Raw genomic sequence first — 20,275 nt, forward strand, 5'->3', positions numbered from 1 at the left:
GGTCAGGCGGGAGATTCCCTCCCGCGGTCGAGCACCGGCGCCAGTAGCGGCGCCAACGTCATGGTGCCGGCCGTGCCCAGGATGACGAGCCAGGACCAGGCGAGCGCGATCACGCCCGTCTCCGAGAGCACCAGCAGCACGAGATTGACCAGGCCCATGATGACCATGGCGGCGACGTTGGCCCGGTTGGCGCGCAGGCGGGTCAGAAGGCCGAGCAGGAAGACGCCGAGGAGGGAGCCGAAGGTGACGCCGGCGATCTTGAAGGCGAGCCAGAGAATCTTGTCGAAGAAGGAGAAGCCCCAGGCAAGCACCGCCAGCATCAACCCGAAGGCGACGACTGCGAGGCGCGAGACCCAGAGATAGTGGCGGTCGGACTGCCCAGGCGCCAGCAGCGGCCGGTAGATGTCTGTGACGAAGGAGGCCGAGAGCGACCCGAGCGGCGAGTCGATCGAGGCCAGCACGATGGCCGTGAGCATGACGCCGCGCAGGAGCTCGGGCATCGCCGTGCGGATGAAGAACGGGAAGATCTCGTCCGGCCGCGGCAAGTCAACCCCCGGATGCTGAGCGTAGTACGTGAAGAGGCCCGCGCCGATGGCCAGGTAGAGCAGCAGCGTCACGAGCGTGCCGATCGGCGTGAGCGCCAACGTCCGCTGGCTCTCGCCCCGCGTCTCGACGGTCAATAGGCGCTGCATGAGGTCGTGGTCCGTGCCGAAGGCGGCCATGGACCCGATGAAGCCGTTGAGGATCGCCAGCCAGAAGATGTTTGGGTCCGTCAGCACTCGACGCCAGAAATCGGGGGCGCCCGGCGCGGGGCCCCAGTTGATCACGCTCAACCGTCCCGCCTCCGCCGCCGTCCCGAGCATGGCGCCCAGCCCGCCGTCGATACGCGAGGCGAGGAAGACCACGGTCAAGGCGCCGCCCACGAGGAAGGTGCAGGCCTGGAAAACATTGGTCCAGACCACGGCCTTCACGCCGCCCAGCGCGATGTAGGTGATGGACACCACCGTGAAGAGCGCGATCGTCGCCCAAAGCGGCCAGCCCACGAGCACCGCGACGGCCAGGGCGGCGGCCATGAGCCGCACCCCCGACCCCAGGAGACGCGTGATGAAGAAGAAGACCGAGCCCGTCACCTGGCTGGCCTGGCCGAAGCGGTAGAGCAGGAACTCGTAGATGGTCGTGCAGTCGTAGCGGTAGAAGGCCGGGATGAAGAGGTAGGCGACGGCGAGCTTGGCCAGGCTCGAGCCCACGAAGAATTGCCCGTACTCCCAGTTTTCGCTGTAGGCGGTGGCCGGCACCGCGATGATGGTGACGGCGCTGATCTCGGTGGCGAGGAAGGAGAGGCACGCGGCCCACCAGGGGATGCGGCGGCGCGCGAGGAAGAAGTCCGCTGTCCCCCGCTGCTCGCGGCTGAAGGCCCCGCCGATGGCGACGAGGAAGGCCAGCGCCGCCGCCAGGATGGCGAAGTCGGGCCAGGTGAGCGCGGATCCCGCGGGCGCGGCCATGGGCTCGCGCCATTATGACTCAAGCCCGCGGGATCCCCGCGGGATCGTGGAAGACTAGGAGCCGACCTTCTGGCGGAGCTGCTTGAGCAGCTCGGCGAAGGAGCCGCGCTGGATGATGCGGTTGAACTGGGCCTTGTAGCTGCTCACGAGGCTGATGCCTTCGACGTAGATGTCGTAGACGGTCCAGCGGCCGTCCGCGCGGTACAGCCGGTAATCGAGCGCGACCTCGGAGCCCTTCGGCGTCACCACGCGGGACTGCACCGAGGCTTCGTCGCCGTCGATCTTCTCGCCGACAAATGTAAAGGGCTCGCCCGCGAACTGCTCGATCCTGCTCAGGTACGCGTTGGCGATGAGGGTGCTGAAGAGACGGACGAACTCCTGCTGCTGGGCCGGCGACGCCTGGGTCCACGCGCTGCCCAGCGAGCGCTCGGACATATCGGTGAAGTCGAAGAGGGTCTCGGTGATCTTCCGAATGTCGGCGCGCCGCTCGGCCGTGGAGAGCGTCTTGGCCGCCGGGCCGCTCTGGCTGGAGACGACCTGCTGCACCGCCGTCTGCACCGTCTCCGTCGGGCCGGCCGCCATCGCGGTGCCCGCCGCTGCCAGCAGCACTGCCATCATGATGTTCAACATTGCGCCTGCGCTCCCTTCGTGGTGGTTTCGCCCTCGTGACAGGGCAGCCTCGCAATTTCAGTCTCTCACAGCTTATGAAACGTAGCAGCCAGTTGAGAATTCAGTGTCGAAGATTCGGGGTGCCGGGGCAAAATGGCCGCAATGACGCGCAATTGGACGGTGGGCGTCGACGCGGGCGGCACCTGGCTGCGTGTGCTCGCCGTCGACGGGCGGGGGCGGCGGCGGGTCATGCGGAGGCCCGCGTCCCGGGATCTGCGAGCCGCGCTCGGCGCGATCTGGCGGCGCTGGCGGCTCGGGCGCGCCCGGGTGGCGCACCTGGTCGTGGCCACGCGCGGGGTCTGGACGGCCTCAGAGCGCCGCGCCGCGGTCGCGAGCCTGCGCTCACTCGCGCGACGGGTGACCGTCCTCTCCGATGCCGAGGCCGCGCACCTCGGGGCCCTCGGCGGTCGCCCGGGACTGCTCGTGCTCGCGGGCACGGGCTCGATCGTGCTCGGCCGCGGCGCGCGCGGCCGCTGGGTCCGCGCGGGCGGGCTCGGCCCGCTGTTGGGCGACGGCGGCTCCGCCTTCGCGATCGGCCGCGACTGGCTCGCCGCGGTTTATCCGGCGCGCGCGCGCCGGCTCGCGCAGGCTCCCAATGCCGTTGCGCTGGTCGCCGCGCTCGCCCCGCGGGTGCTGAAGCTTGCCCGCCGCGGACGGGGCCCCGCGCGTCTCGCGGTGACCCAGGGCGCCTTCGCTCTGGCGCTGGCCATGCGCGCTGCCGCCCGAGAAGCGCGCCTGTCTTCGCCGATCAGCGTCAGCTGGGCGGGCAGCCTCCTCGAAGACCGCGCCTACCGGTCGCAGGTCTGGCGTATGGCGCGCGGCCTCGGGCTCGCGATCGCGCCCATCGCGCCGCGCAAGAGCGCGCTCGAAACCGCAGCCCGCCTCGCCCGCTCACGCTGACACGGCGCTCGATTGCCTCTGGCCGGCGAGAAGGGTCCAGATGCGAGGCGGCGCTCGAAGGTCGCAGGCGAGGCGTAGCCCTGCTACGTTGAGCCTGCGGCCGAGAGAGCCAACGAAGCAGATGGGCCCTCATCGGCGGCTTCCTCGCCGCCAGAGGGCCCAGGCAACTGGGCCCGTGAAGGCGGCGAGGATTCCGGCCGCGGTGTTCTTCCAGCCCGCCGTCGCCATCGCCAGGAGCGCCGCCGCCGACGGCAGCGCCGCCGTCAGCCAGAGGCCCGCGGCGCCGCCGCCCACGCGCCACGGGCGCGGCAGCGCGGGCTCCCGCAGGCGCAGCGCGACGAAAGCGGCGAGCTCGAGCAGGAGCGTGAGCGAGTAGAGCCAGACGTTCAGCACGATGAGCTCTTTGAAGGACCAGAGCGCGCAGACGCTGTAGACGGCGCTCGACAGGAGCACCGCGGCCCAGGGCACGCCGGTCCTCGGATGCGTGGCCGCCAGCCAGCGAGGCAGCTGGCCTTTCCGCGCCAGCACGTAGGGCAGCCGCGAGTTGGTCAGCACGAGCGAAAGAAAGAGCCCGGCCGTGGCCGTGACCGCGCCCGCCACGACCGCGCCCGCGAGCCAGGGCCCGCCGACCTGGGCGGCGACGACCGGCCAGTGGCCGGTTTGCCAGCGTTGCCAGTCTCCGGTCGCGGCCAGTCCCGCGGCCACCGGGACGATGTAGGCGAGCGCGATGAGCGGGAGCGCCCACCAGAGCGCGCGACGGTACGACGACCCCGGCTGGCGGATCTCGCCCAGCACCGTGCTCGGCGTGTCCCACCCGGAGTAGTTCCACATCATGACCGCGATCCCGACGCCGAGCCCGCTCCAGAGCCCCTGCCCCGGCGCGGCGAAGGGCGACCAGGGCGCGTGCCCGGCATGTGAGGCCGCGGCGGCGGCAAGGACGACGATGGGCGCGAGCGCGCCGGCCGAGAGGGCCACGGCACCCCAGCCGGTCACGCGCACGCCGGAGAGGTTCACGGCCGTGAGCAGCCAGACGAAGCCGAGCGCCAGCAGCCAGCGCTCGACGGCCGTCATCTCGGGGCGCCAGAAGCGCAGGTAGTCGGCGAAGAGCGCGGGGTACACGGCCACGTCCACGAAGCTGTTGAGCCAGCTCCACCAGCCGACCTGGAAGCTCCAGAAGGGGCCGAACGCGCGCCGCACCCAGGCGACGTAGCCGCCTTCCTCGGGCAGCGCGGAGGCCATCTCCGCCATGGCGAGTGCGACGGGCGTGCTGACGAGGAGCGGCGTGAGCGCCAGGAGCAGGAGCGTGAGCCCGGGGCCGAAGACGGATACCGCGTCCTCGACGCCGTAGGGGCCGCCGCTGACGTTGAAGAAGACGACGGCCAGCAGCGGGAGAAAGGACAGGCGCTGGCGCGCGGCAGCCCTCACGCCGACTGCGCGGCGCGAATCAGGTCGGGCAGCCCCTCGAGCCACACGTCGATCGGCGTCTCGGCGTCCACGATGATCTCTAGCTTGCCGCTGGGCAGCCGCCGCACCCGGCCTTTGCCCGTGCCCAGCGGGATGACCACCTGCTCCCGGTGGACGCCCATGGCGTCGATGACGGCGAAGATCTTGTTGATCTCGTTCATGCCTACCGCGTCGAGCATGGAAGCCCTCCCCCGACGGGCATCCTAAGTTGTGATAGCCTCTGGGTCAATGCGACTGATCGTTGCACTCGCGGCCCTCGTCCTCTCGGCCGGCAGCCCGGCGGCGGGCGCTGACGCGCTGCTCTTCGACGGGCACATCCACTACAGCAGGCCCGACTGGAGCGTCTACACCCCCGACCAGATCGTCGCCATCCTCGACAAGGCTGGGATCGCACGCGCTCTCGTGTCGAGTACGCCGGACGACGGCACGCTGAAGCTCTACGAGCGCGATCCCAAGCGGGTGGTCCCGATCCTCCGCCCCTACCACACGCGCGACGACATGAGCACGTGGTGGCGCGACCCGTCCACCATCCCCTACCTCGAGCAGCGGCTGGCCAAGGGAGTCCACAAGGGCATCGGCGAGTTCCACCTCAGCGGCAAGGACATCCACACGCCCGTGCTCAAGCGGATCACCGAGATCGCCGTCCAGCGCACCCTGTACCTCCATGCGCATTCCGACCCCGCCGCCGTGGTCGAGCTCTTCGCCATCGAGCCCAAGTCGAAGATCATCTGGGCGCACGCCGGCATGTCTTCGGGTGCTCCGGCCGTGGGCGCGCTGATGGACAAGCACGCAAACCTCTGGGCCGACCTGTCCTACCGCTACGGGGACGTTGCGCCGGGCGGCACCCTCGACCCGGCGTGGCGCGCGCTCCTGATCCGCCACGCCGACCGCTTCATGCTCGGCAGCGACACCTGGACGACATCCAGGTGGGAACAGGTGGTTGATATGGCGGCAGAGGCGCGCCGGTTCCTCCAGCAGCTGCCGCCCGACGTCGCCGACAAGATCGCCTCCAAGAACCTCGAGAAGCTGTTCCCCTAGCCGACCCCGAGCTCGGCGGCGACGCGCTCGATCTGGCTCCAGGTCTCGTCCTCGACGGGGACGCCGTCATGGCGCCGCTCCACCTGACCGCCGCCTCTTGCCGCTTGAAATTGACACGCGGGACAGGGGGCAGGTACTCTACCTGTGTCCTGACAGCGAAAAGGTACCTCCCCGCCGAAAGGACCCCAAGGGGGTCGGCCGCAAGGCTAGGCGGGGAGGTCATTTTTTAGGACCTCCCGCATGCCGACCCTGCACGTCCATCTCGACGAGTCGGGGAACCTCACCTTACAAGCCCTCCGGCAGCCGGTACTACGTCTTCACGGCCGCCTGGACCTACGATCCCGCCCCGCTGGGCGGCGCGCTCACAGTCCTCCGCTTCGCCCTGCTGAAGCAGGGGCACGACCTCCACCGCTTCCACGCGACCGAGGTCAAGCAAGTGAACCGGGACACGGTGGTGGCCGCCCTCGCGCGCCACGAGACCTGGCGGTTCGCCACCGTGGTGATCGAGAAGGCCAAGGTGTACCCCGACCTGCGGGTGCCCCACCGTTTCTACCCGGAGTTCGCGTCGAGCGTGCTCAAACACGTCTTCCGCCGCCACCTCGCGCCCGGCACCGACACGGTGCTGGTCTTCACCGACACCCTGCCGATGCACGTGCGGCGCGAGGCGGCCGAGAAGGCGATCAAGACGGCCTGTCGGCACGAGTTGCCCAAGGCCACGCGGTTCGAGCCCTACCACCACCCGAGCGCGAGCAACCCGTGGCTGCAGGTCGCCGACTACTACTCCTGGGCGGTCTTCAAGAAGTGGGAGCAGGGCGACACGCGCACCTACGACCTCCTCAGCCATCGACTTGCCGATCCGGAACTCGACGCGCTCCGGCACGGCCTAATCCTCCACTACTGACCAGCCGCACCCGCGCGGCGCGTGGGGTTCTGCTAGACTCGCGGCGACGTCTGGTACGGAGTGACCGACGCCCGGCGAATACATGCGCTCCTGCTTGTTCACATCCTCATTATTCTCCTTCATTTGTCGCGTCCCAGTGTTCTGTCTTGCGCGTCTGGCATGGTCGTGTTACGACAGGAGCATGAAGACCCTGACCGTACGCCTGCCTGAGGCGCTCGTTGCCGAGATCGAGGCCGAGTGCCGCGACCGCAAGCTGCCGAAGTCCGATGTCGTCCGCGAGCGCCTGAGCCTGGCCGCTGGATCTCGACGCCGTCGGCCAGCACCGCTCGACGCCATCGCCGATCTCGTCGGCTCGGTGGATGGGTTGCCCGCCGACCTGAGTGCGCGAAGGAAGCGGTACCTGAAGACGACCGGCTATGGCCAGAAGCGTCCTCGTTGACGCTGGCTTTCTGATCGCTCTGCTGAGCCGCCGTGACGGCAACCACCGCTGGGCGGCCACCCAGCCACCGCTCTTCCCGCCGCCCTGGAGGACGTGCGAGGCGGTGCTGTCCGAGACCTTCCATCTTCTGGGAGCCCGCGGCGGCTCCCGACTGGCCGTGCTTCTTCGCCGGCGCGTCGTAGTCGCCGCCTTCGATCTAGGGCAGAACCTTGAGCGCGTCCTGAAGCTCATGGAAAAGTATGCCGACCTGCCGATGAGCCTCGCCGATGCGTACCTCGTGCGCATGACCGAAGCGCTGGCTGACGCCGTCCTTCTCACCACAGATACCGACTTCCGTATCTACCGCCGCCACAGCCGCCTTGCTATTCCCTGTGTGATGCCGAATTGATCACCATTTCGGTCTAGCGCACCCCCTCCAAGTCTGCCAGCGGCCGCGGGCGAAGCCGACGAACCCCATCTTTGCCCGTTTCCTCCTGTTGAAGCTTCACTTGCCCGGCGTATACCAGATGGGCGAGGTGAACGCGCGTTCCTGCAGCGCCATCTTCATGCCCTCTGGCATCTAGCCGACCCCGAGCTCCGCGGCGACCTGCTCGATCTGGTTCCAGGTCTCGTCCTCGACGGGGACGCCGTCGCGGCGGCGTCCGGCCTCGAGCCGCGCCTCGGGCTCGCCCGGGATCAGGATCTCCTTCGAGCCCTGCGCGAGCGGCGCCGACTTGACGAAATCGAACAATCCGGCGACCTGCTTGTGGAACTCGGGCAGCGGCACGAAGCGCTCCACATCAAGGCAGATCATGAGGGTGCCGTTGGCGAAGAGGCCGGGGCCGGGGCCGGCCGGGCCCGTGCCCGAGAGGATGCCGCCCAGGATCTCGACGGCGAGCGAGAGCCCGTAGCCCTTGTGCTCGCCGGCCGTCAGCAGCGACCCGACCGGATCGCCGTAGAAGATCTCGGGATCCGTCGCGGAGCGTCCCTCGGCGTCGATGAACCAGCCCGGCGGCGCCTGCTGCTTGCGGTTCTTCTTCACGCGCATCTTGCCCTCGGCGACCACGCTCGTGGCGAAATCCAGCACCATCGCGGGCCCGCCCTCGCCCGGGATGCCGATGGCGTGCGGGTTGGTGCCGAGCCGCCGCGCGGCGCCGCCCCACGGCGCCACGTTGAGCCCGTGGACGGCGTTGACCCAGAGCATGCCGACCAGTCCCTGCGCGGCGGCCATCTCGGCGTAGTCGGCGAGGCGCCCGACATGGGTCGTGCGCGAGAGCCCGACGGCGGCGAGTCCGGCGGCCTTGGCCTTCGCGATGGCCAGCTCGATCCCGCGCCGCGCGACGACCTGGCCGAAGCCGCGGCCGCCGTCGAGGCGGGCGGTCACCGGCGTCTCGGCAACGACGGTTACCGGCGACGTCGGATCGATCCCGCCTGCCTTCACGGCCTGGGCGTACTGCGGGATGCGGATGACGCCGTGGGAGTCGTGACCGCGGAGGTTGGCGAGGACGAGAAGGTGAGCGATCCACGCGGCGTCGTCGGGGGGCGCGCCGAGTCCTTCGAAGATGCGGGTCGCGGTGCTCTCGAGGCGGATCGGGTCTATAGTTGGCATGTCCGAAACCATACCGCACGACGCCCGTCGCGCGCTACGCCGTCGACCGGATCCGGGTTCATCCACGCCCCAACGAGCTTGCACGCCGCGACCCGGTCTAACTCCCCGGCCGCATTGGGACTTCCCTCGTCGGTAGCGCTGTCGGCAGCATGACATGACGCCGTGCGTTGCCTCAGGGCATAAACCTTGCCCCAAGGCTCAAACTCTCGTAACCTCATCGGACGGAGTATCCATAGTAGTAGGGGGTTCCGAGAGCAGAGATCATTTGGGAGCTGCGCGCATGAACAGCCGCCGTGACCTCACCCAGTTGCCCGCCCAAGAGGTGAAGACTCCGCGAGTCGAGCCTGCCATCGTATCCGAGGTGGTGCCTCAGCGCGCCGAGACCATCCTCCTCGTCGAGGACGCGCTCCGCGTCCGCGCGGTGATCCGCGAGATCCTGGAGATGAACGGCTACAACGTCCTCGAGGCGCGCCACGGCGTCGAGGCCCTCGAGATCAGCGAGCGCCACCGGGGCCCCATCCACCTCATGGTCACCGACGTCGGGATGCCGCAGATGGGCGGCCGCGAGCTCGCCCAGCGGCTCCAGCCCGTTCGCCCGGACATGAAGGTGCTGTACATGTCCGGCTCCACCGTCGACGCCATCGTGCGCCACGGCGTGCTGGGCGCGGGCATGGCCTTCCTCTCCAAGCCCTTCACGTCGGACGCGCTGGCGCTCAAGGTCCGCGAGGTCCTCGATACGCCGCCGCGGAGCGTCGATCCGACCGCGCCGCTCGCGAGCCCGCCGGCCAACAGCAACGGGCCCGTCCCCGAGGCGGCCGTCAACGCGGCCGCCGGGCCGGTGCCGGTAGTCCAGCGCGCGGAGGACGTGGGCACCACCCGGCCCTCGCGCGTGTAGCGGCGCTCCCCTCGACGGCGTCCCCCCTCCCATGTCCGGCAGACCCATTCGCGTATTGATCGCAAAGGTCGGGCTCGACGGCCATGACCGCGGGGCCAAGATCGTCGCGCGCTGTCTGCGGGACGCCGGCATGGAAGTGATCTACACCGGCCTCCACCGGACGCCCGAGGAGGTCGTGGCCGCCGCGGTCCAGGAAGACGTGGACGTCCTCGGCATCAGCCTGCTCTCGGGCGCCCACATGACCCTCGTCCCCAGGATCGTCGAGCTGATGCGCCAGGCCGGCGCCGACGACGTCCGGCTCGTGGTCGGCGGCGTCGTCCCCGACGAGGACGTGCCGGCGCTCCGCGCCATGGGCGTGGCCGACGTCATCCTCCAGGACACGCCGCCCGACGAGGTTGTCGCGCGAGTCCGCGGGCTCGCGGCCTCCCAGCCGGCCGGCTGATCCGCCGGGATCGTCATGCGCGCTCTCGACCTAGAAGCCCTCCGGCACGCGCGCGGCATCGACCTCGCGGTCTGGCCGCCCCGCTACGATTCCGGGTATGCGCCGCGGCCCGACGAGCCGTGCTGGCTTCCCGAGATCGAGTGCGCCCCTGCCGCCGCCCGCGACGAGCTGATCCTCGCCAAGCTCAGGCAGCAGGTCGCGTACGCGTGGGAGCGCTGCCCGTTCTACCGGCGCACGTGGCAGGAGGCCGGCGTGTCGCCCGCGAGCCTCAAGAGTCTCGAGGACTTGAGGCGCTTCCCCGTGGTCCAGAAGGCGGAGCTTCACCTAGCCCAGGCCGCGCACCCGCCCTTCGGCGACTACCTCGGCATCGAGGCGGCTGACGTCGCGCGCATTCACGGCACGAGCGGCACCACGGGGCGGCCCACCGTCTTCGGCATCGGCCGGGATGACTGGGCGCGCGTTGCGGAGGCGCATGCCCGCATCCTGTGGGCGGCCGGCATCCGCCCCGATGATCGCGTGCTGATCTGCTCCTTCTTCAGCCTGTACATGGGCTCGTGGGGAGCGCTCGCGGGCGTGGAACGGCTCGGCGCGACGGCCTTCCCATTCGGCGCCGGTGCGGCGGGGCAGACCCTGGCCGCCGTCGGCTGGGCTCGCGACCTCCGGCCGAGCGCGTTCTACGGCACGCCCTCGTACGCGCTCCACTTCGCCGAGACGGCACGCCGCGAGGGCATCGACCCCCGGAGTCTCGGCTTCCGCATCCTTTTCTTCTCCGGCGAGCCCGGCGCGGGCATTCCCGCCACGAGGCGGCTCATCGAGGACACCTTCGGCGGCATCTGCGTGGACATGGGCAGCATGGCCGAGATGACGCCGTGGATGACCAACAGCGAGTGCCGGCACCGCACCGGCATGCACCTCTGGCAGGACGTGGTCTACACGCAGGTCTGCGATCCCGAAACGTACGAGCCGGTTCCCTACGGCGAAGAAGGCACGCCGGTCTACACGCACCTCGAGCGCACGTCGCAGCCCATGATCCGCCTCGTCTCGGGTGACCGCACGCGCTGGACGGATGCGCCGTGCCCGTGCGGGCGCACCTACCCGCGCCTCCCGGACGGGCTCTACGGCCGCTTCGACGACATGATCGTCGTCCGCGGCGAGAACGTCTACCCGAGCGCCATCGAGGACACGCTCCGCGCCATCGACGGATTCGGGGGCGAGTTCCAGGTGATCGTCTCGCGCCACGAGGCGATGGACGAGCTCCTCGTGCGCGCGGAAGCCGCGGCCGACTTTGGAGACACGGCAGGGGGCGACACAGCGGGGGGCGACACGGCAGGGGGCGACACGGCACGGCTCGACGCGCTTCGCGCGCTCATGCGCGAGCGCCTGCGGGTGCGCCTCGGCGTTCACCCGGTCGTCGAGCTGGTCCCCCACGGCACCCTGCCCCGGACGGAGTTCAAGGCGCGCCGGGTCATCGACGACCGCGACCTCTATCGCGAGGCACCGGAGAAGAGGGAGGCGTAAGTGTTCGACAGCGACGAGATCGCGCGGTCCGCGGCGCTGCGCGCGGCGTGGGAGGCGGGCGAGCTGCGGGCGTTCCTCGAGCGCCAGCCGGAGTCCCGAAGCAAGTACCGGACCCTGTCGGGACTGCCGCTCAAGCGCGTCTACACCGCCGAAGACATCAAGGACCTCCGCCACGAGGACCTCGGGCTGCCCGGCCAGTACCCCTACACGCGCGGGCCGTATCCGACCATGTACCGCGGTCGGCTCTGGACCATGCGCCAGATCGCGGGCTTCGGCACGGGCGAGGACACCAACGGCCGCTTCCGCTACCTCATCGAGCAGGGGCAGACGGGGCTCAGCGTGGATTTCGACATGCCGACCCTCATGGGCTACGACTCCGACGACCCGCGCTCGCTGGGCGAGGTCGGGCGCGAGGGCGTAGCCGTGGACACGCTCGACGACGTCCTAGCCCTCTTCGCGGGCGTGGACCTCGAGAAGATCTCGGTGTCCATGACCATCAACCCGACGGCCTGGATCCTGCTCGCCATGTACGTCGCGCTGGCGCAGAGCCGCGGCTGCGACCTGAACCACCTCTCGGGCACCGTCCAGGCCGATATCCTCAAGGAGTACATCGCCCAGAAAGAGTGGATCTTCCCGATCCGCCCGTCCATGCGCATCATGCGCGACATGATCGTGTGGTCGGCCCGTCACATGGCGCGCTACAACCCGATCAACATCAGCGGCTATCACATCTCCGAGGCGGGGGCGACGTCCGTCCAGGAGGTCGCGTTCACCATGGCCAACGCCATCGCCTACGTCGAGGAGGTGACCCGCGCGGGCGTGGCGGTGGACGAGTTCGCGCCGCGGCTGGCCTTCTACTTCGTGGCGCAGAACGACTTCTTCGAGGAGATCGCGAAATTCCGCGCCGCGCGGCGCATCTACGCGCGCATCATGAAAGACCGCTTCGGCGCGACCAAGCCCGAGTCCATGAGGCTGCGCTTCCACTGCCAGACGGCGGCCGCAACCCTGACCCGGGCCCAGCCGATGAACAACGTCGTCCGCACGACGCTCCAGGCGCTCTCCGCCGTGCTCGGCGGGGCGCAGTCGCTGCACACCAATGGGCTCGACGAGGCCTACGCCATCCCCTCCGAAGAGGCGATGAAGCTGGCGCTCCGCACCCAGCAGATCATCGCCGAGGAGAGCCGCGTGGTCGCCGTGATCGACCCCCTGGGCGGCTCCTATTACGTCGAGGTGCTGACGAACGAGATCGAGCGCCGTGTCTTCGACATCCTCGCCAAGGTGGATGCGCTCGGCGGCACCGTCAAGGCCATCGAGGAAGGCTACTTCCAGCGCGAGATCGCGGACTCCGCCTACGACACCGCCCGGCGCCGCGCCTCGGGCGACCAGCCCCTGATCGGCGTCAACCGCTTCGTCGAGCCTGCCGCCCCCGTGCCGGTGCCGATCCACAAGGTGGACGCGGCCGTCGAGGCGCGACAGGTCGCGCGCCTCCAGGAGGTTCGGCGCCGCCGCGACGGCGCCAAGGTCGCAGCGCTGCTCGACAGCCTCGAGGCCGAGGCGAAGAACCCCGGCGCCAACCTGATGCCCGTCACGATCGAGGCCGTCAAGGCGCGCGCAACCCTCGGCGAGATCGTCGCTCGCCTGCGCGGCCTCTTCGGCGCCTACGTCGAGAAGCCCGTCTTCTGATGTCGGCGACGCCGTTCAGGATCGAGGTGCCGCAGGCCGTGCTCGACGACCTGCGGGAGCGGCTGGCGCGTACCCGCTGGCCGGACCAGGCTCCGGGCGCTCCGTGGGCCTACGGCGCCGACCTCGCGTACGTGAAGGAGCTCTGCGGCTACTGGCAGACGCGCTACGACTGGAGGAGGCACGAGGCGCTCCTCAACGGATTCCGCCAGTTCACGGCGCCCGTCGCCGGCATCGATCTCCACTTCATCCACGAGGAGGGTCGCGGCCCCGCGCCGCTGCCCCTCTTGCTCTCGCACGGCTGGCCCGGGTCGATCTGGGAGTTCCACAAGATCATCCCGATGCTCACCGACCCCGCCCGTTTCGGCGGCGACCCGCGCGATGCCTTCACCGTGGTCGCACCGTCGCTTCCCGGCTACGGCTTCTCCTTCGCGCCGGGCCAGCCGCGCTTCGGGGTCACGGAGATCGCCGACGCGTTCGCGACTCTGATGACAGACGTCCTGGGCTACCGCCGCTTCGCCGCCCAGGGCGGCGATTGGGGCGGCTTCATCACCTCCCGGCTCGGCGTCGCCTATCCGGAGCGGCTGGCCGGCATCCACGTGAACCTTCTCTCGCTCCGTCGCGACCTCCCCCGCCCGAAGGACCCCACGCCGGAGGAGCGTACCTACCTCGACGACCTAGGGGCCTGGCTCCGCGAGGAGACGGGCTACCAGTGGATCCAGGGCACGAAGCCGCAGACGCTGGCGTTCGGTCTCACGGACTCGCCCGCGGGGCTCGCGGCCTGGATCGTCGAGAAGTTCAGGGCGTGGAGCGACTGCGGCGGCGACGTCGAGCGGCGGTTTACCAAGGACGAGCTCCTTACCAACATCACGCTCTACTGGGTCACGGGCGCGATCAACTCGTCCTTCTGGCCCTACTACGCGCGGTACCACGCGCCGTGGCCCATCGGCGACGGCCAGCGCGTCGAGGTGCCGACGGCCTACGCCGCCTTTCCGAAGGAGATCGTGAGGCCGCCCCGCTCGTGGGCGGAGCGCGTCTACAACATCCGCCGCTGGACCGTCATGCCCGCAGGCGGGCACTTCGCCGCGCTCGAGGAGCCCCAGGCGCTGGTGGACGACCTCCGCGCCTTCTTCCGCGACCTTCGCTGACGGGAGGCCGACCGCATGAAGCTCGGATTCTCATTGCCGATGGCGGGGCCGTGGGCGACGCCGGACAACCAGGTGCTGATCGCGCAGCGCGCCGAGGCGCTCGGCTACCACTCGCTCTGGGTCTTCCAGCGCCTCCTCTACGCGATCCGGCCCCAGAACGATTACCCGCCCCTGCCGGGCCAGCCCTGGCCGAAGGCCTTCGAGCGCGTGATGGACCCGCTCGTCTCGCTGGCCTTCGTGGCGGGCGCCACGTCGCGCATCAGGCTCGGCACGAGCGTGCTGATCATGCCGTACTACACGCCGGTGATGCTGGCGAAGCAGCTCGCGACCCTCGACGTGCTCTCGCGAGGGCGGCTCGACGTGGGCCTTGGCATCGGCTGGTCCATGGACGAGTACGAGGCGGTCGGCGTGCCCTACAAGGCCCGCGGCCGCCGCGCTGACGAGTTCCTCCGCTGCCTCAAGGCGATCTGGACCGAGGACCCCGTCGAGTTCAGCGGCGAGTTCTACCGGGTGCCGCGCTCGAGAGTGGAGCCCAAGCCCGTCCAGCGCCCGCACCCGCCCATCACCATCGGCGGCTACGGGCCGGCCGTCATCCGGCGCGCCGTCGCCTGCGACGGCTTCAACGGCGGCAACGTGCCGCTCCAGCAGGTGGCGCCGCTCGTCGCCGAGATCAAGGCCGCTGCCGAGAAAGAAGGACGGGACCCGGCGTCGCTCCAGATCGTCTCGCGCGGCAGCTTCCAGCTCCACGCGAGCCCGCAGGGCAAGGAGCGCCGGCCGCTCTGGGGCACGCTCGACGAAATCCGCGAGGACGTGGGCCGCTACGCCCTAGCCGGGCTCACCGAGCTCTTCCTCGAGACCAACTTCGACCCGCGCGGCGTCACCCTCGAGCGCGCGCTCGAGGTCATGAACGCCCTGGCCCCAGGGGCAGCCTGCTAGCGGAAGAGGGATTTAAAGAGGAGGGAGGCGATGCCGGGCTCGCGCACGAGCGCGAGGATCACGTCGCGGTGACGGTTGAAGCTCGCGGTGCTGTGGATCACGGCCTGCACCGAGTCCGATGCGAGGGCGCGGATGAGGCCGTCGATCTCGGCGTCGCGGGACCGGGTCAGGAACTGCCGGAGCCACGCGGAGACCCGGATGTCGGCGCCGAGCTCAGCCGCCCAGCGGCTTTCGTAGCGCGCCAGAAACTCGGCGTCGAGCCTGCCCGCCTGGAAGCCCTCGATGAGCGTGTCGGCGGCCAGCGACGCCGTCAGCAGGCTGTAGTAGATCCCGCCACCTGTCGTGGGCTTGGTGAAGCCGCCCGCGTCGCCCACGAGGAGGATCCGGTCCCCGGCCGTCTGCGGCGCGGGTTCGAGCGGCAGGAGCCGCCGGATCATGGGGCCGGGCGCCGATCTCAGCCGCGCCCGGATCTTCGGGCGCTCGACGAAGCGCGAGAGATACGCGCCGGCATCACCCCGCGCGAGCGCCCCCAGCTTGAGCCCCGGGCGGTCGCCGCGCCTGATCGGCACGATCCAAAGAAAGCCGTCCGGCGCCACCTCGCGGCCGAAGTAGAGCTCGACCTTCTCGGACGGCTCCGCATCCACCTCGACCTGCGCCGTGTGGACCACCTGCGCCGGCAGGCCGAACCCCAGCTGGCGGTGGAGGCGGTAGGACACGCCGCAGGCGAGGACGCAGGCACGTGCCGTGATGTCCTGCCCGCCGATATTGAGCGTCACGCCTCGGGCGTCCACCTCGACGGCGTCCACGCGCGCGCCGGTGCGGATCGCCGCGCCCGCCCGCTGCGCTTTCTCGGCCAGGTCCCGATCGAACTGCCCGCGGTCCATGACGAGGATTCCCTCGTTCCCTGAAGCGGTCCAGTTGACCTCGCACGAGCCGCCGCCGGGCGAGACGAGGCTCGCGCGCTCGAGCCGGCCGAGGACGATGTCATCAGGGATCTTGGCGAGTGCGGCCGTTTCGAGGGAGACAATCCCGGTGCAGTGGGTGGGCGTACCGATCTCCGCGTGTTCCTCGAGGACCACCACGTCGAGGCCGGCCTCGGCGCAGCGCCGGGCGGTCAGGAGCCCGGCCGGCCCCCCCCCGATGATCGCGAGATCGTGCATGCCGCTATGATATCGGCCGTCTCCGGCCTGAGCAACCTTTCCGACAGGTTCGCGTAGTGAGGCGGAATCAGACCTTCCGGCCTCGGTGCTCCCAGCGGCCGCGGAAGGTGATCCAAAAGGACAGCGCCACGAGCCTGCAGTCGAGCCAGAAGCTCTGCTTCCTTATGTAGAGAAGGTCGAGACGGAACTTCTGGCGCCGCGGCAGGTCCCGGCTCGCGTAGATCTGGGCGATGCCCGTGAGCCCGGGCCGGACGCGATGTCGCGCCTCGTAGCCCGGAATCTTCTCCAGTGGCACGGCAAGGCCTGACCCCTCGACCTCGATCTCGGCGGGCGCCAACGCGCGGGGCCCCACGAAGCTCATGTCACCGACGAAGATGTTCCAGAGCTGAGGCAGCTCGTCCATGGCGGTCGCGCGCAGCAGGCGTCCCACCCGCGTGATCCGCGCGTCATCCTCCGCAGCCGGGAGCGGGCCGAAGCGCCGATCCGAGTCAAACACCATGGAGCGGAACTTCCAGCTCCGGAAAGACGTGCCCCCCTGACCCACACGGGCCTGGCCGTAAAACACGGGCCCGTCGTCGTCGAGCTTGATCAGGACCGCGATGAACGCCCAGAGCGGCAGCGAGCCGAGCAGGCCTAGGCCAGCCAGGAGCACGTCGAAAAGGCGCTTTGCGCCGGGCATCGCGCGTCTTCCGTCCAGGTCAGCCGGCCTCGCGCGGGGGTCGGGTCCCGGCCCATGCCGCGCGCGCGACCAGCAGGGCGCAGCGGCCCCACACAGCCGCGGCGACCGCCGCATCTTTCAGAGGATGGCGTCGAAAGTGCTTGGCGTAGTAGCGCCACATGCTCCGGTGCCGCGCGACGACCATGCGGAACGCCTCGGCGCGGCTGCTCCCGCCGATGTGATGGAGCACTCGCGTCCCGGGGTGGTATTGGACGCTCCAGCCGGCCTGCCTCGCCCGCAGGCAGAAATCGACATCCTCGCAGTACATGAAGAAGCGCTCGTCCAACGGGCCGATCTCGTCGAGGAGACGGCGGCGGTGGAGCAGACAGGCGCCGGAGACCCAATCCACCTCTCGCGCGGTGCCATGGTCCCAGTCGCTCAGCAGGTATTCGCGGCTACCGGGGTTCTTCGGAAACCAGCGCGTCAGCAGGGAGTGCCGGTGAAAGAGCGCGGTCCGGTACGACGGGAACGACCGGCAGGAAAGCTGGACGCCGCCGGACGGATCGACAAGCTGCGGGCCGAGGATGCCGACCCTCGGATGCCTCTCGAAGTAGTCGACCAGATCGCCCGCTCCCGCGTCGAGCAGCTCCGCGTCCGGATTCAGCCACAGCACGTAGCGGCCCTCGGTCGCGTCGAGACCGCGGTTGACACCGGCGGCAAACCCGAGATTCACCCGGTTGGCGATCACCGTCACGCGTGGAAACCGCTCGCGAACCAGCCTCGCCGACCCATCAGACGACGCATTGTCCACCACGCAGACCTCATGGTTCACCCCGCGGAGACATGTTTCCACCGACGCGAGGCACCGCTCGATGAACCCCGCCGAGTTGAAGCTGACGATAATGACCGAGAGGTCCATTCAGGGTCACCCAACTACCGTGGCGTAAAGATCCTCGAGCGCCCGGACACACCGCCGGCGGTCAAAGAGCCGCTCCGCGCGCCGCCGGCCGGCGGCGCCCATGGCGGCCCGGCGTACGGGCTCGCGCAGAAGGGCGATCGCGGCCTCCGCGGTCGCTCGGGGATCCCGGGGCGGGACGAGCAGTGTGGTCTCGCCCTGCACGCACAGCTCGAGCGGTCCCCCAGCGGCGGCGGCGACACCGGGCACGCCTGAAGCCATGGCCTCGACATTGGCGAGTCCGTAGGGCTCCGGGTTCGCCGGGCACTGCACCGACACATCCAGCGCCCCGTACACCTCCGGGATGTCGCGGGGGCTGTAGCGCCAGCCGGAAAACAGGACGGCCTGGGCGAGCCCCAGCGTCTCGGCCCGGCGCCGGAGCGACGCCTCATAGCCCTCGTGCCCCGCGATCTCCCCGCCACAGACGAGAAAACGCGCCTCCGGCACGGCACGGCGCACCAGGCTCGCAGCCTCGAGGAAAACATCGACGCCCTTGACAGGATCCAGGCGTGTGACGATCCCAAGAAGGGGCACGGTATCACCGAGGCCGAGCTCCCGGCGGATGCGGTTGTCGGCCCGCTGCCGCGGATGAAACGAATCCAGGTCCACGCCATCGTAGAGCTTGATCATGTGGCTCGGGGCGCGGCCGTCGCGCCCACGAAACATCTCCCCGACCGCGTCACTCACGACGACGAAGCGCGTGGAGAATCGCCGGACCAGCCTCACCTCGAGCCATCGGACGGCGCGGGACTGCACGACGATCTCGCGGACATGCCATATGTGAGGGCGACCGGCCCAGCGCGCCGCGAGGAAGCCGTACAAATTGTGAATGGAATTGGTGTGAACCAGGGCGATGCCCTCGCGCCGGATGAGCCTGGAGATGGCGAGCGCGCCCGGCACGTAGCCGGCGACGTAGCGCCCCAGATACGCGATGCCCTGCTGCCGAGTGAGCTTCCGCATGGCCGGCAGGAGATGTACGCCACAGCCGGCCTTCCGGAACGACTCGACCAGGGGCCCGTCGTGCGGCAGCACGACGTGCGGCTCGACCCTGGTGCGGTCCAGCGCTTCGACCGTCCGCAAGAGAGTCACGTCGGAGCCCCCGATCTCGGAGGTGGACTGGAGGTAGAGGACGGGGATCATCGCATTCCCCGGCCTGCGGCGGGCGCCGGCCGCTCACGCCGCCTCTCGACAAGCGCGCTCTCGTAGACCTCCTCGTACTCTCGGGCGATCCGCTCCCAGGCATAGATCCCGGCCCGCTCGAGCCCGCGCCGGCTGAGCACCTCTCGGCGCGCCGGATCATTCAGGACGGCGCAGAGCGCGGGACCCAATTCGTGGTCTTCGGCGATGACCCCGTACCGGCCGTGGCCGAGCACCTCCAGCGCCCCGGCGTTCGGGGTCGCGACAACCGGGGTGCCTGCAGCCAGAGCCTCCACATAGGGCCGTCCGAACCCTTCATAAGAGCTGGGAAGGCAGAACACCCAGGCCTGTCGATAGAGTCGCGCGAGCGCATCCTCGTCGACGGCCCCGTGCCACCGGATCCCGTCCCCCTCGACGCGCTCGGGGCACACCAGCCACAGCTCCGCCCCGGGTACGGCCGGCCGAACGGTGGCTCGGAACGCCTTGACGAGCAGCACGCCGCGTTTTCGGGTGGACAGCTCGCCCACGAACAGGATCGCCGGGTTCGCGGCACGGCTGTCCCCCCGGGGCGCGAAGCGCCGCAGATCCACTCCGTTCGGAACCACCCGGTGCACGCGGGGGTGGTGGCGCCGCGTGTCGGCGGAGACCGCCACGACGACGTCGGCGCGCGCCGCGGCGACGCGCTCCCACGCGTAGAAGTACAGATGCATCAGAAAGCGCGTGGCGGACCCGCGCTTCAAGCCGTTGTGCACGGCTTCGGCCAGGGCCGAGCCGTGCAGCGTTCGCACCACGGGCGGCGTATCCGAGCGCGGGATCAGCTGGTCATCGCCCTGGGCGTGGAGGATGTCGAAAGGCGAGAAGTCTTGCCGCGCGATCTGCAGGGGGAACAGCAGCGGCGCCCCCAGAGATCCGGCCGGGCGCTTCCGATCTCCAACCTGCACCACACGGTAGCGGGCGCCGCCGGGGGCGGGATCCTGGCTGAACACGGTAACCGAGTGGTCCCGCTCCATGAGCGCGTTCGCGAGCCCGTGGGTGAAGTGGCCGACCCCGCCGCGCGAGCGGCTCGGAAGAAACCGCTGGACCATGGCGATCGCGAGAGGCGCGACCGTTGTCACACGACGCCTCCGTGCACCCGCCGGTAGACCTCGAGGGTCTTGGCGGCCGTGGCCTCCCAGGTGTAGAGACGCGCCCGGAGCCGGCCCGCGGCTATCAGCCGGGCCCGCAGCGCGGGGTCGCCCAGGATGG

General features: G+C 69.9%; 21 protein-coding genes. 11 read left to right on the plus strand and 10 right to left on the minus strand.

The annotated features are described in order from the left end of the window. Nucleotides 1-2: 2 nt before the first annotated feature. Both VGV06_11005 and VGV06_11010 read right to left on the minus strand, forming a co-directional pair. Nucleotides 3-1,502: a sodium/solute symporter gene (locus tag VGV06_11005; protein HEV2055684.1), complete on the minus strand. Its 1,500-nt coding sequence runs from the start codon at nucleotides 1,500-1,502 to the stop codon at nucleotides 3-5. Between the two features lie 54 nt (nucleotides 1,503-1,556). Beyond that, nucleotides 1,557-2,132: an ABC transporter substrate-binding protein gene (locus VGV06_11010; protein ID HEV2055685.1), complete on the minus strand. Its 576-nt coding sequence runs from the start codon at nucleotides 2,130-2,132 to the stop codon at nucleotides 1,557-1,559. Between the two features lie 141 nt (nucleotides 2,133-2,273). Between VGV06_11010 and VGV06_11015 the strand changes: the two genes are divergently transcribed. Further along, nucleotides 2,274-3,071 (plus strand): BadF/BadG/BcrA/BcrD ATPase family protein, encoded by a 798-nt coding sequence (locus tag VGV06_11015; GenBank protein ID HEV2055686.1) that lies wholly within the window; start codon nucleotides 2,274-2,276, stop codon nucleotides 3,069-3,071. A gap of 129 nt (nucleotides 3,072-3,200) precedes the next feature. On the opposite strand, the gene VGV06_11020 is transcribed toward VGV06_11015, so the two are convergent. Together VGV06_11020 and VGV06_11025 are read right to left on the minus strand one after the other, a co-directional pair. Further along, complete coding sequence (locus VGV06_11020; protein HEV2055687.1) at nucleotides 3,201-4,496, minus strand: APC family permease; 1,296 nt, start codon at nucleotides 4,494-4,496, stop codon at nucleotides 3,201-3,203. After that, nucleotides 4,493-4,714 carry a hypothetical protein gene (locus VGV06_11025; protein ID HEV2055688.1) on the minus strand — a complete coding sequence of 74 codons (222 nt, stop codon included), beginning with the start codon at nucleotides 4,712-4,714 and terminating at the stop codon, nucleotides 4,493-4,495. Before VGV06_11025 ends, VGV06_11020 begins: the two co-directional genes overlap by 4 nt. 49 nt (nucleotides 4,715-4,763) lie before the next feature. On the opposite strand from VGV06_11025, the gene VGV06_11030 reads away from it, so the two are divergent. From VGV06_11030 to VGV06_11045, 4 genes are all read left to right on the plus strand, one after another. Continuing rightward, a complete protein-coding gene (locus tag VGV06_11030; GenBank protein ID HEV2055689.1) occupies nucleotides 4,764-5,573 on the plus strand; it encodes an amidohydrolase family protein in 810 nt (269 codons plus the stop codon). Nucleotides 5,574-5,670: 97 nt separating this feature from the next. Next, on the plus strand, nucleotides 5,671-6,474 hold the full coding sequence (locus VGV06_11035; GenBank protein HEV2055690.1) for a DUF3800 domain-containing protein: 804 nt from the start codon (nucleotides 5,671-5,673) through the stop codon (nucleotides 6,472-6,474). Between the two features lie 181 nt (nucleotides 6,475-6,655). Beyond that, complete coding sequence (locus VGV06_11040) at nucleotides 6,656-6,913, plus strand: ribbon-helix-helix protein, CopG family (GenBank protein HEV2055691.1); 258 nt, start codon at nucleotides 6,656-6,658, stop codon at nucleotides 6,911-6,913. Beyond that, nucleotides 6,891-7,301: a PIN domain-containing protein gene (locus tag VGV06_11045; protein HEV2055692.1), complete on the plus strand. Its 411-nt coding sequence runs from the start codon at nucleotides 6,891-6,893 to the stop codon at nucleotides 7,299-7,301. The genes VGV06_11040 and VGV06_11045 overlap by 23 nt, the downstream gene beginning before the upstream one ends. Nucleotides 7,302-7,472: 171 nt before the next feature. Here VGV06_11045 and VGV06_11050 read toward each other — a convergent pair whose 3' ends face one another. After that, the gene (locus tag VGV06_11050) at nucleotides 7,473-8,501 is read right to left on the minus strand and encodes an Ldh family oxidoreductase (GenBank protein HEV2055693.1); all 1,029 of its coding nucleotides are present in this window, start codon (nucleotides 8,499-8,501) and stop codon (nucleotides 7,473-7,475) included. 280 nt (nucleotides 8,502-8,781) lie between these two features. On the opposite strand from VGV06_11050, the gene VGV06_11055 reads away from it, so the two are divergent. The 6 genes from VGV06_11055 to VGV06_11080 are packed head-to-tail and all read left to right on the plus strand — an operon-like array spanning nucleotide 8,782 to nucleotide 15,120. Beyond that, nucleotides 8,782-9,396 carry a response regulator gene (locus tag VGV06_11055; protein ID HEV2055694.1) on the plus strand — a complete coding sequence of 205 codons (615 nt, stop codon included), beginning with the start codon at nucleotides 8,782-8,784 and terminating at the stop codon, nucleotides 9,394-9,396. 31 nt (nucleotides 9,397-9,427) lie between these two features. Beyond that, entirely contained in the window at nucleotides 9,428-9,838 is a 411-nt protein-coding gene (locus tag VGV06_11060; protein ID HEV2055695.1) for a cobalamin B12-binding domain-containing protein, read from the plus strand. Nucleotides 9,839-9,853: 15 nt separating this feature from the next. Continuing rightward, nucleotides 9,854-11,356, plus strand: a complete 1,503-nt coding sequence (locus VGV06_11065) for an AMP-binding protein (protein ID HEV2055696.1) — start codon at nucleotides 9,854-9,856, stop codon at nucleotides 11,354-11,356. Continuing rightward, complete coding sequence (locus VGV06_11070) at nucleotides 11,357-13,039, plus strand: methylmalonyl-CoA mutase family protein (protein HEV2055697.1); 1,683 nt, start codon at nucleotides 11,357-11,359, stop codon at nucleotides 13,037-13,039. After that, nucleotides 13,039-14,184, plus strand: coding sequence for an epoxide hydrolase (locus tag VGV06_11075; GenBank protein HEV2055698.1), 1,146 nt, complete (start codon nucleotides 13,039-13,041; stop codon nucleotides 14,182-14,184). The genes VGV06_11070 and VGV06_11075 overlap by 1 nt, the downstream gene beginning before the upstream one ends. Before the next feature lie 15 nt (nucleotides 14,185-14,199). Continuing rightward, nucleotides 14,200-15,120: an LLM class F420-dependent oxidoreductase gene (locus VGV06_11080; GenBank protein HEV2055699.1), complete on the plus strand. Its 921-nt coding sequence runs from the start codon at nucleotides 14,200-14,202 to the stop codon at nucleotides 15,118-15,120. On the opposite strand, the gene VGV06_11085 is transcribed toward VGV06_11080, so the two are convergent. The 5 genes from VGV06_11085 to VGV06_11105 all read right to left on the minus strand — a co-directional run bounded on the left by VGV06_11085 (nucleotide 15,117) and on the right by VGV06_11105 (nucleotide 20,145). Continuing rightward, on the minus strand, nucleotides 15,117-16,280 hold the full coding sequence (locus VGV06_11085; protein ID HEV2055700.1) for an NAD(P)/FAD-dependent oxidoreductase: 1,164 nt from the start codon (nucleotides 16,278-16,280) through the stop codon (nucleotides 15,117-15,119). The genes VGV06_11080 and VGV06_11085 overlap by 4 nt on opposite strands. Nucleotides 16,281-16,347: 67 nt before the next feature. Next, a complete protein-coding gene (locus tag VGV06_11090; protein HEV2055701.1) occupies nucleotides 16,348-16,959 on the minus strand; it encodes a sugar transferase in 612 nt (203 codons plus the stop codon). 19 nt (nucleotides 16,960-16,978) lie between these two features. Further along, nucleotides 16,979-17,857, minus strand: a complete 879-nt coding sequence (locus VGV06_11095) for a glycosyltransferase family 2 protein (protein HEV2055702.1) — start codon at nucleotides 17,855-17,857, stop codon at nucleotides 16,979-16,981. 6 nt (nucleotides 17,858-17,863) lie between these two features. Continuing rightward, complete coding sequence (locus VGV06_11100) at nucleotides 17,864-19,033, minus strand: glycosyltransferase (GenBank protein ID HEV2055703.1); 1,170 nt, start codon at nucleotides 19,031-19,033, stop codon at nucleotides 17,864-17,866. After that, the gene (locus tag VGV06_11105) at nucleotides 19,030-20,145 is read right to left on the minus strand and encodes a glycosyltransferase family 4 protein (GenBank protein HEV2055704.1); all 1,116 of its coding nucleotides are present in this window, start codon (nucleotides 20,143-20,145) and stop codon (nucleotides 19,030-19,032) included. Before VGV06_11105 ends, VGV06_11100 begins: the two co-directional genes overlap by 4 nt. Nucleotides 20,146-20,275 lie beyond the last annotated feature (130 nt).

It is taken from the genome of Candidatus Methylomirabilota bacterium (genome assembly GCA_035936835.1).
In the GTDB taxonomy this organism is placed as follows: Bacteria; Methylomirabilota; Methylomirabilia; order Rokubacteriales; family CSP1-6; genus AR37.

Excerpts from the sequence above, each read along its gene's own strand:
- VGV06_11005 (HEV2055684.1), bottom strand. The coding sequence starts at position 1,502 with ATGGCCGCGCCCGCGGGATCCGCGCTCACCTGGCCCGACTTCGCCATC.
- VGV06_11010 (HEV2055685.1), bottom strand. The coding sequence starts at position 2,132 with ATGTTGAACATCATGATGGCAGTGCTGCTGGCAGCGGCGGGCACCGCG.
- VGV06_11015 (HEV2055686.1), top strand. The coding sequence starts at position 2,274 with ATGACGCGCAATTGGACGGTGGGCGTCGACGCGGGCGGCACCTGGCTG.
- VGV06_11025 (HEV2055688.1), bottom strand. The coding sequence starts at position 4,714 with ATGCTCGACGCGGTAGGCATGAACGAGATCAACAAGATCTTCGCCGTC.
- VGV06_11030 (HEV2055689.1), top strand. The coding sequence starts at position 4,764 with ATGCGACTGATCGTTGCACTCGCGGCCCTCGTCCTCTCGGCCGGCAGC.
- VGV06_11040 (HEV2055691.1), top strand. The coding sequence starts at position 6,656 with ATGAAGACCCTGACCGTACGCCTGCCTGAGGCGCTCGTTGCCGAGATC.
- VGV06_11045 (HEV2055692.1), top strand. The coding sequence starts at position 6,891 with ATGGCCAGAAGCGTCCTCGTTGACGCTGGCTTTCTGATCGCTCTGCTG.
- VGV06_11050 (HEV2055693.1), bottom strand. The coding sequence starts at position 8,501 with ATGCCAACTATAGACCCGATCCGCCTCGAGAGCACCGCGACCCGCATC.
- VGV06_11055 (HEV2055694.1), top strand. The coding sequence starts at position 8,782 with ATGAACAGCCGCCGTGACCTCACCCAGTTGCCCGCCCAAGAGGTGAAG.
- VGV06_11060 (HEV2055695.1), top strand. The coding sequence starts at position 9,428 with ATGTCCGGCAGACCCATTCGCGTATTGATCGCAAAGGTCGGGCTCGAC.
- VGV06_11065 (HEV2055696.1), top strand. The coding sequence starts at position 9,854 with ATGCGCGCTCTCGACCTAGAAGCCCTCCGGCACGCGCGCGGCATCGAC.
- VGV06_11075 (HEV2055698.1), top strand. The coding sequence starts at position 13,039 with ATGTCGGCGACGCCGTTCAGGATCGAGGTGCCGCAGGCCGTGCTCGAC.
- VGV06_11080 (HEV2055699.1), top strand. The coding sequence starts at position 14,200 with ATGAAGCTCGGATTCTCATTGCCGATGGCGGGGCCGTGGGCGACGCCG.
- VGV06_11085 (HEV2055700.1), bottom strand. The coding sequence starts at position 16,280 with ATGCACGATCTCGCGATCATCGGGGGGGGGCCGGCCGGGCTCCTGACC.
- VGV06_11090 (HEV2055701.1), bottom strand. The coding sequence starts at position 16,959 with ATGCCCGGCGCAAAGCGCCTTTTCGACGTGCTCCTGGCTGGCCTAGGC.
- VGV06_11095 (HEV2055702.1), bottom strand. The coding sequence starts at position 17,857 with ATGGACCTCTCGGTCATTATCGTCAGCTTCAACTCGGCGGGGTTCATC.
- VGV06_11100 (HEV2055703.1), bottom strand. The coding sequence starts at position 19,033 with ATGATCCCCGTCCTCTACCTCCAGTCCACCTCCGAGATCGGGGGCTCC.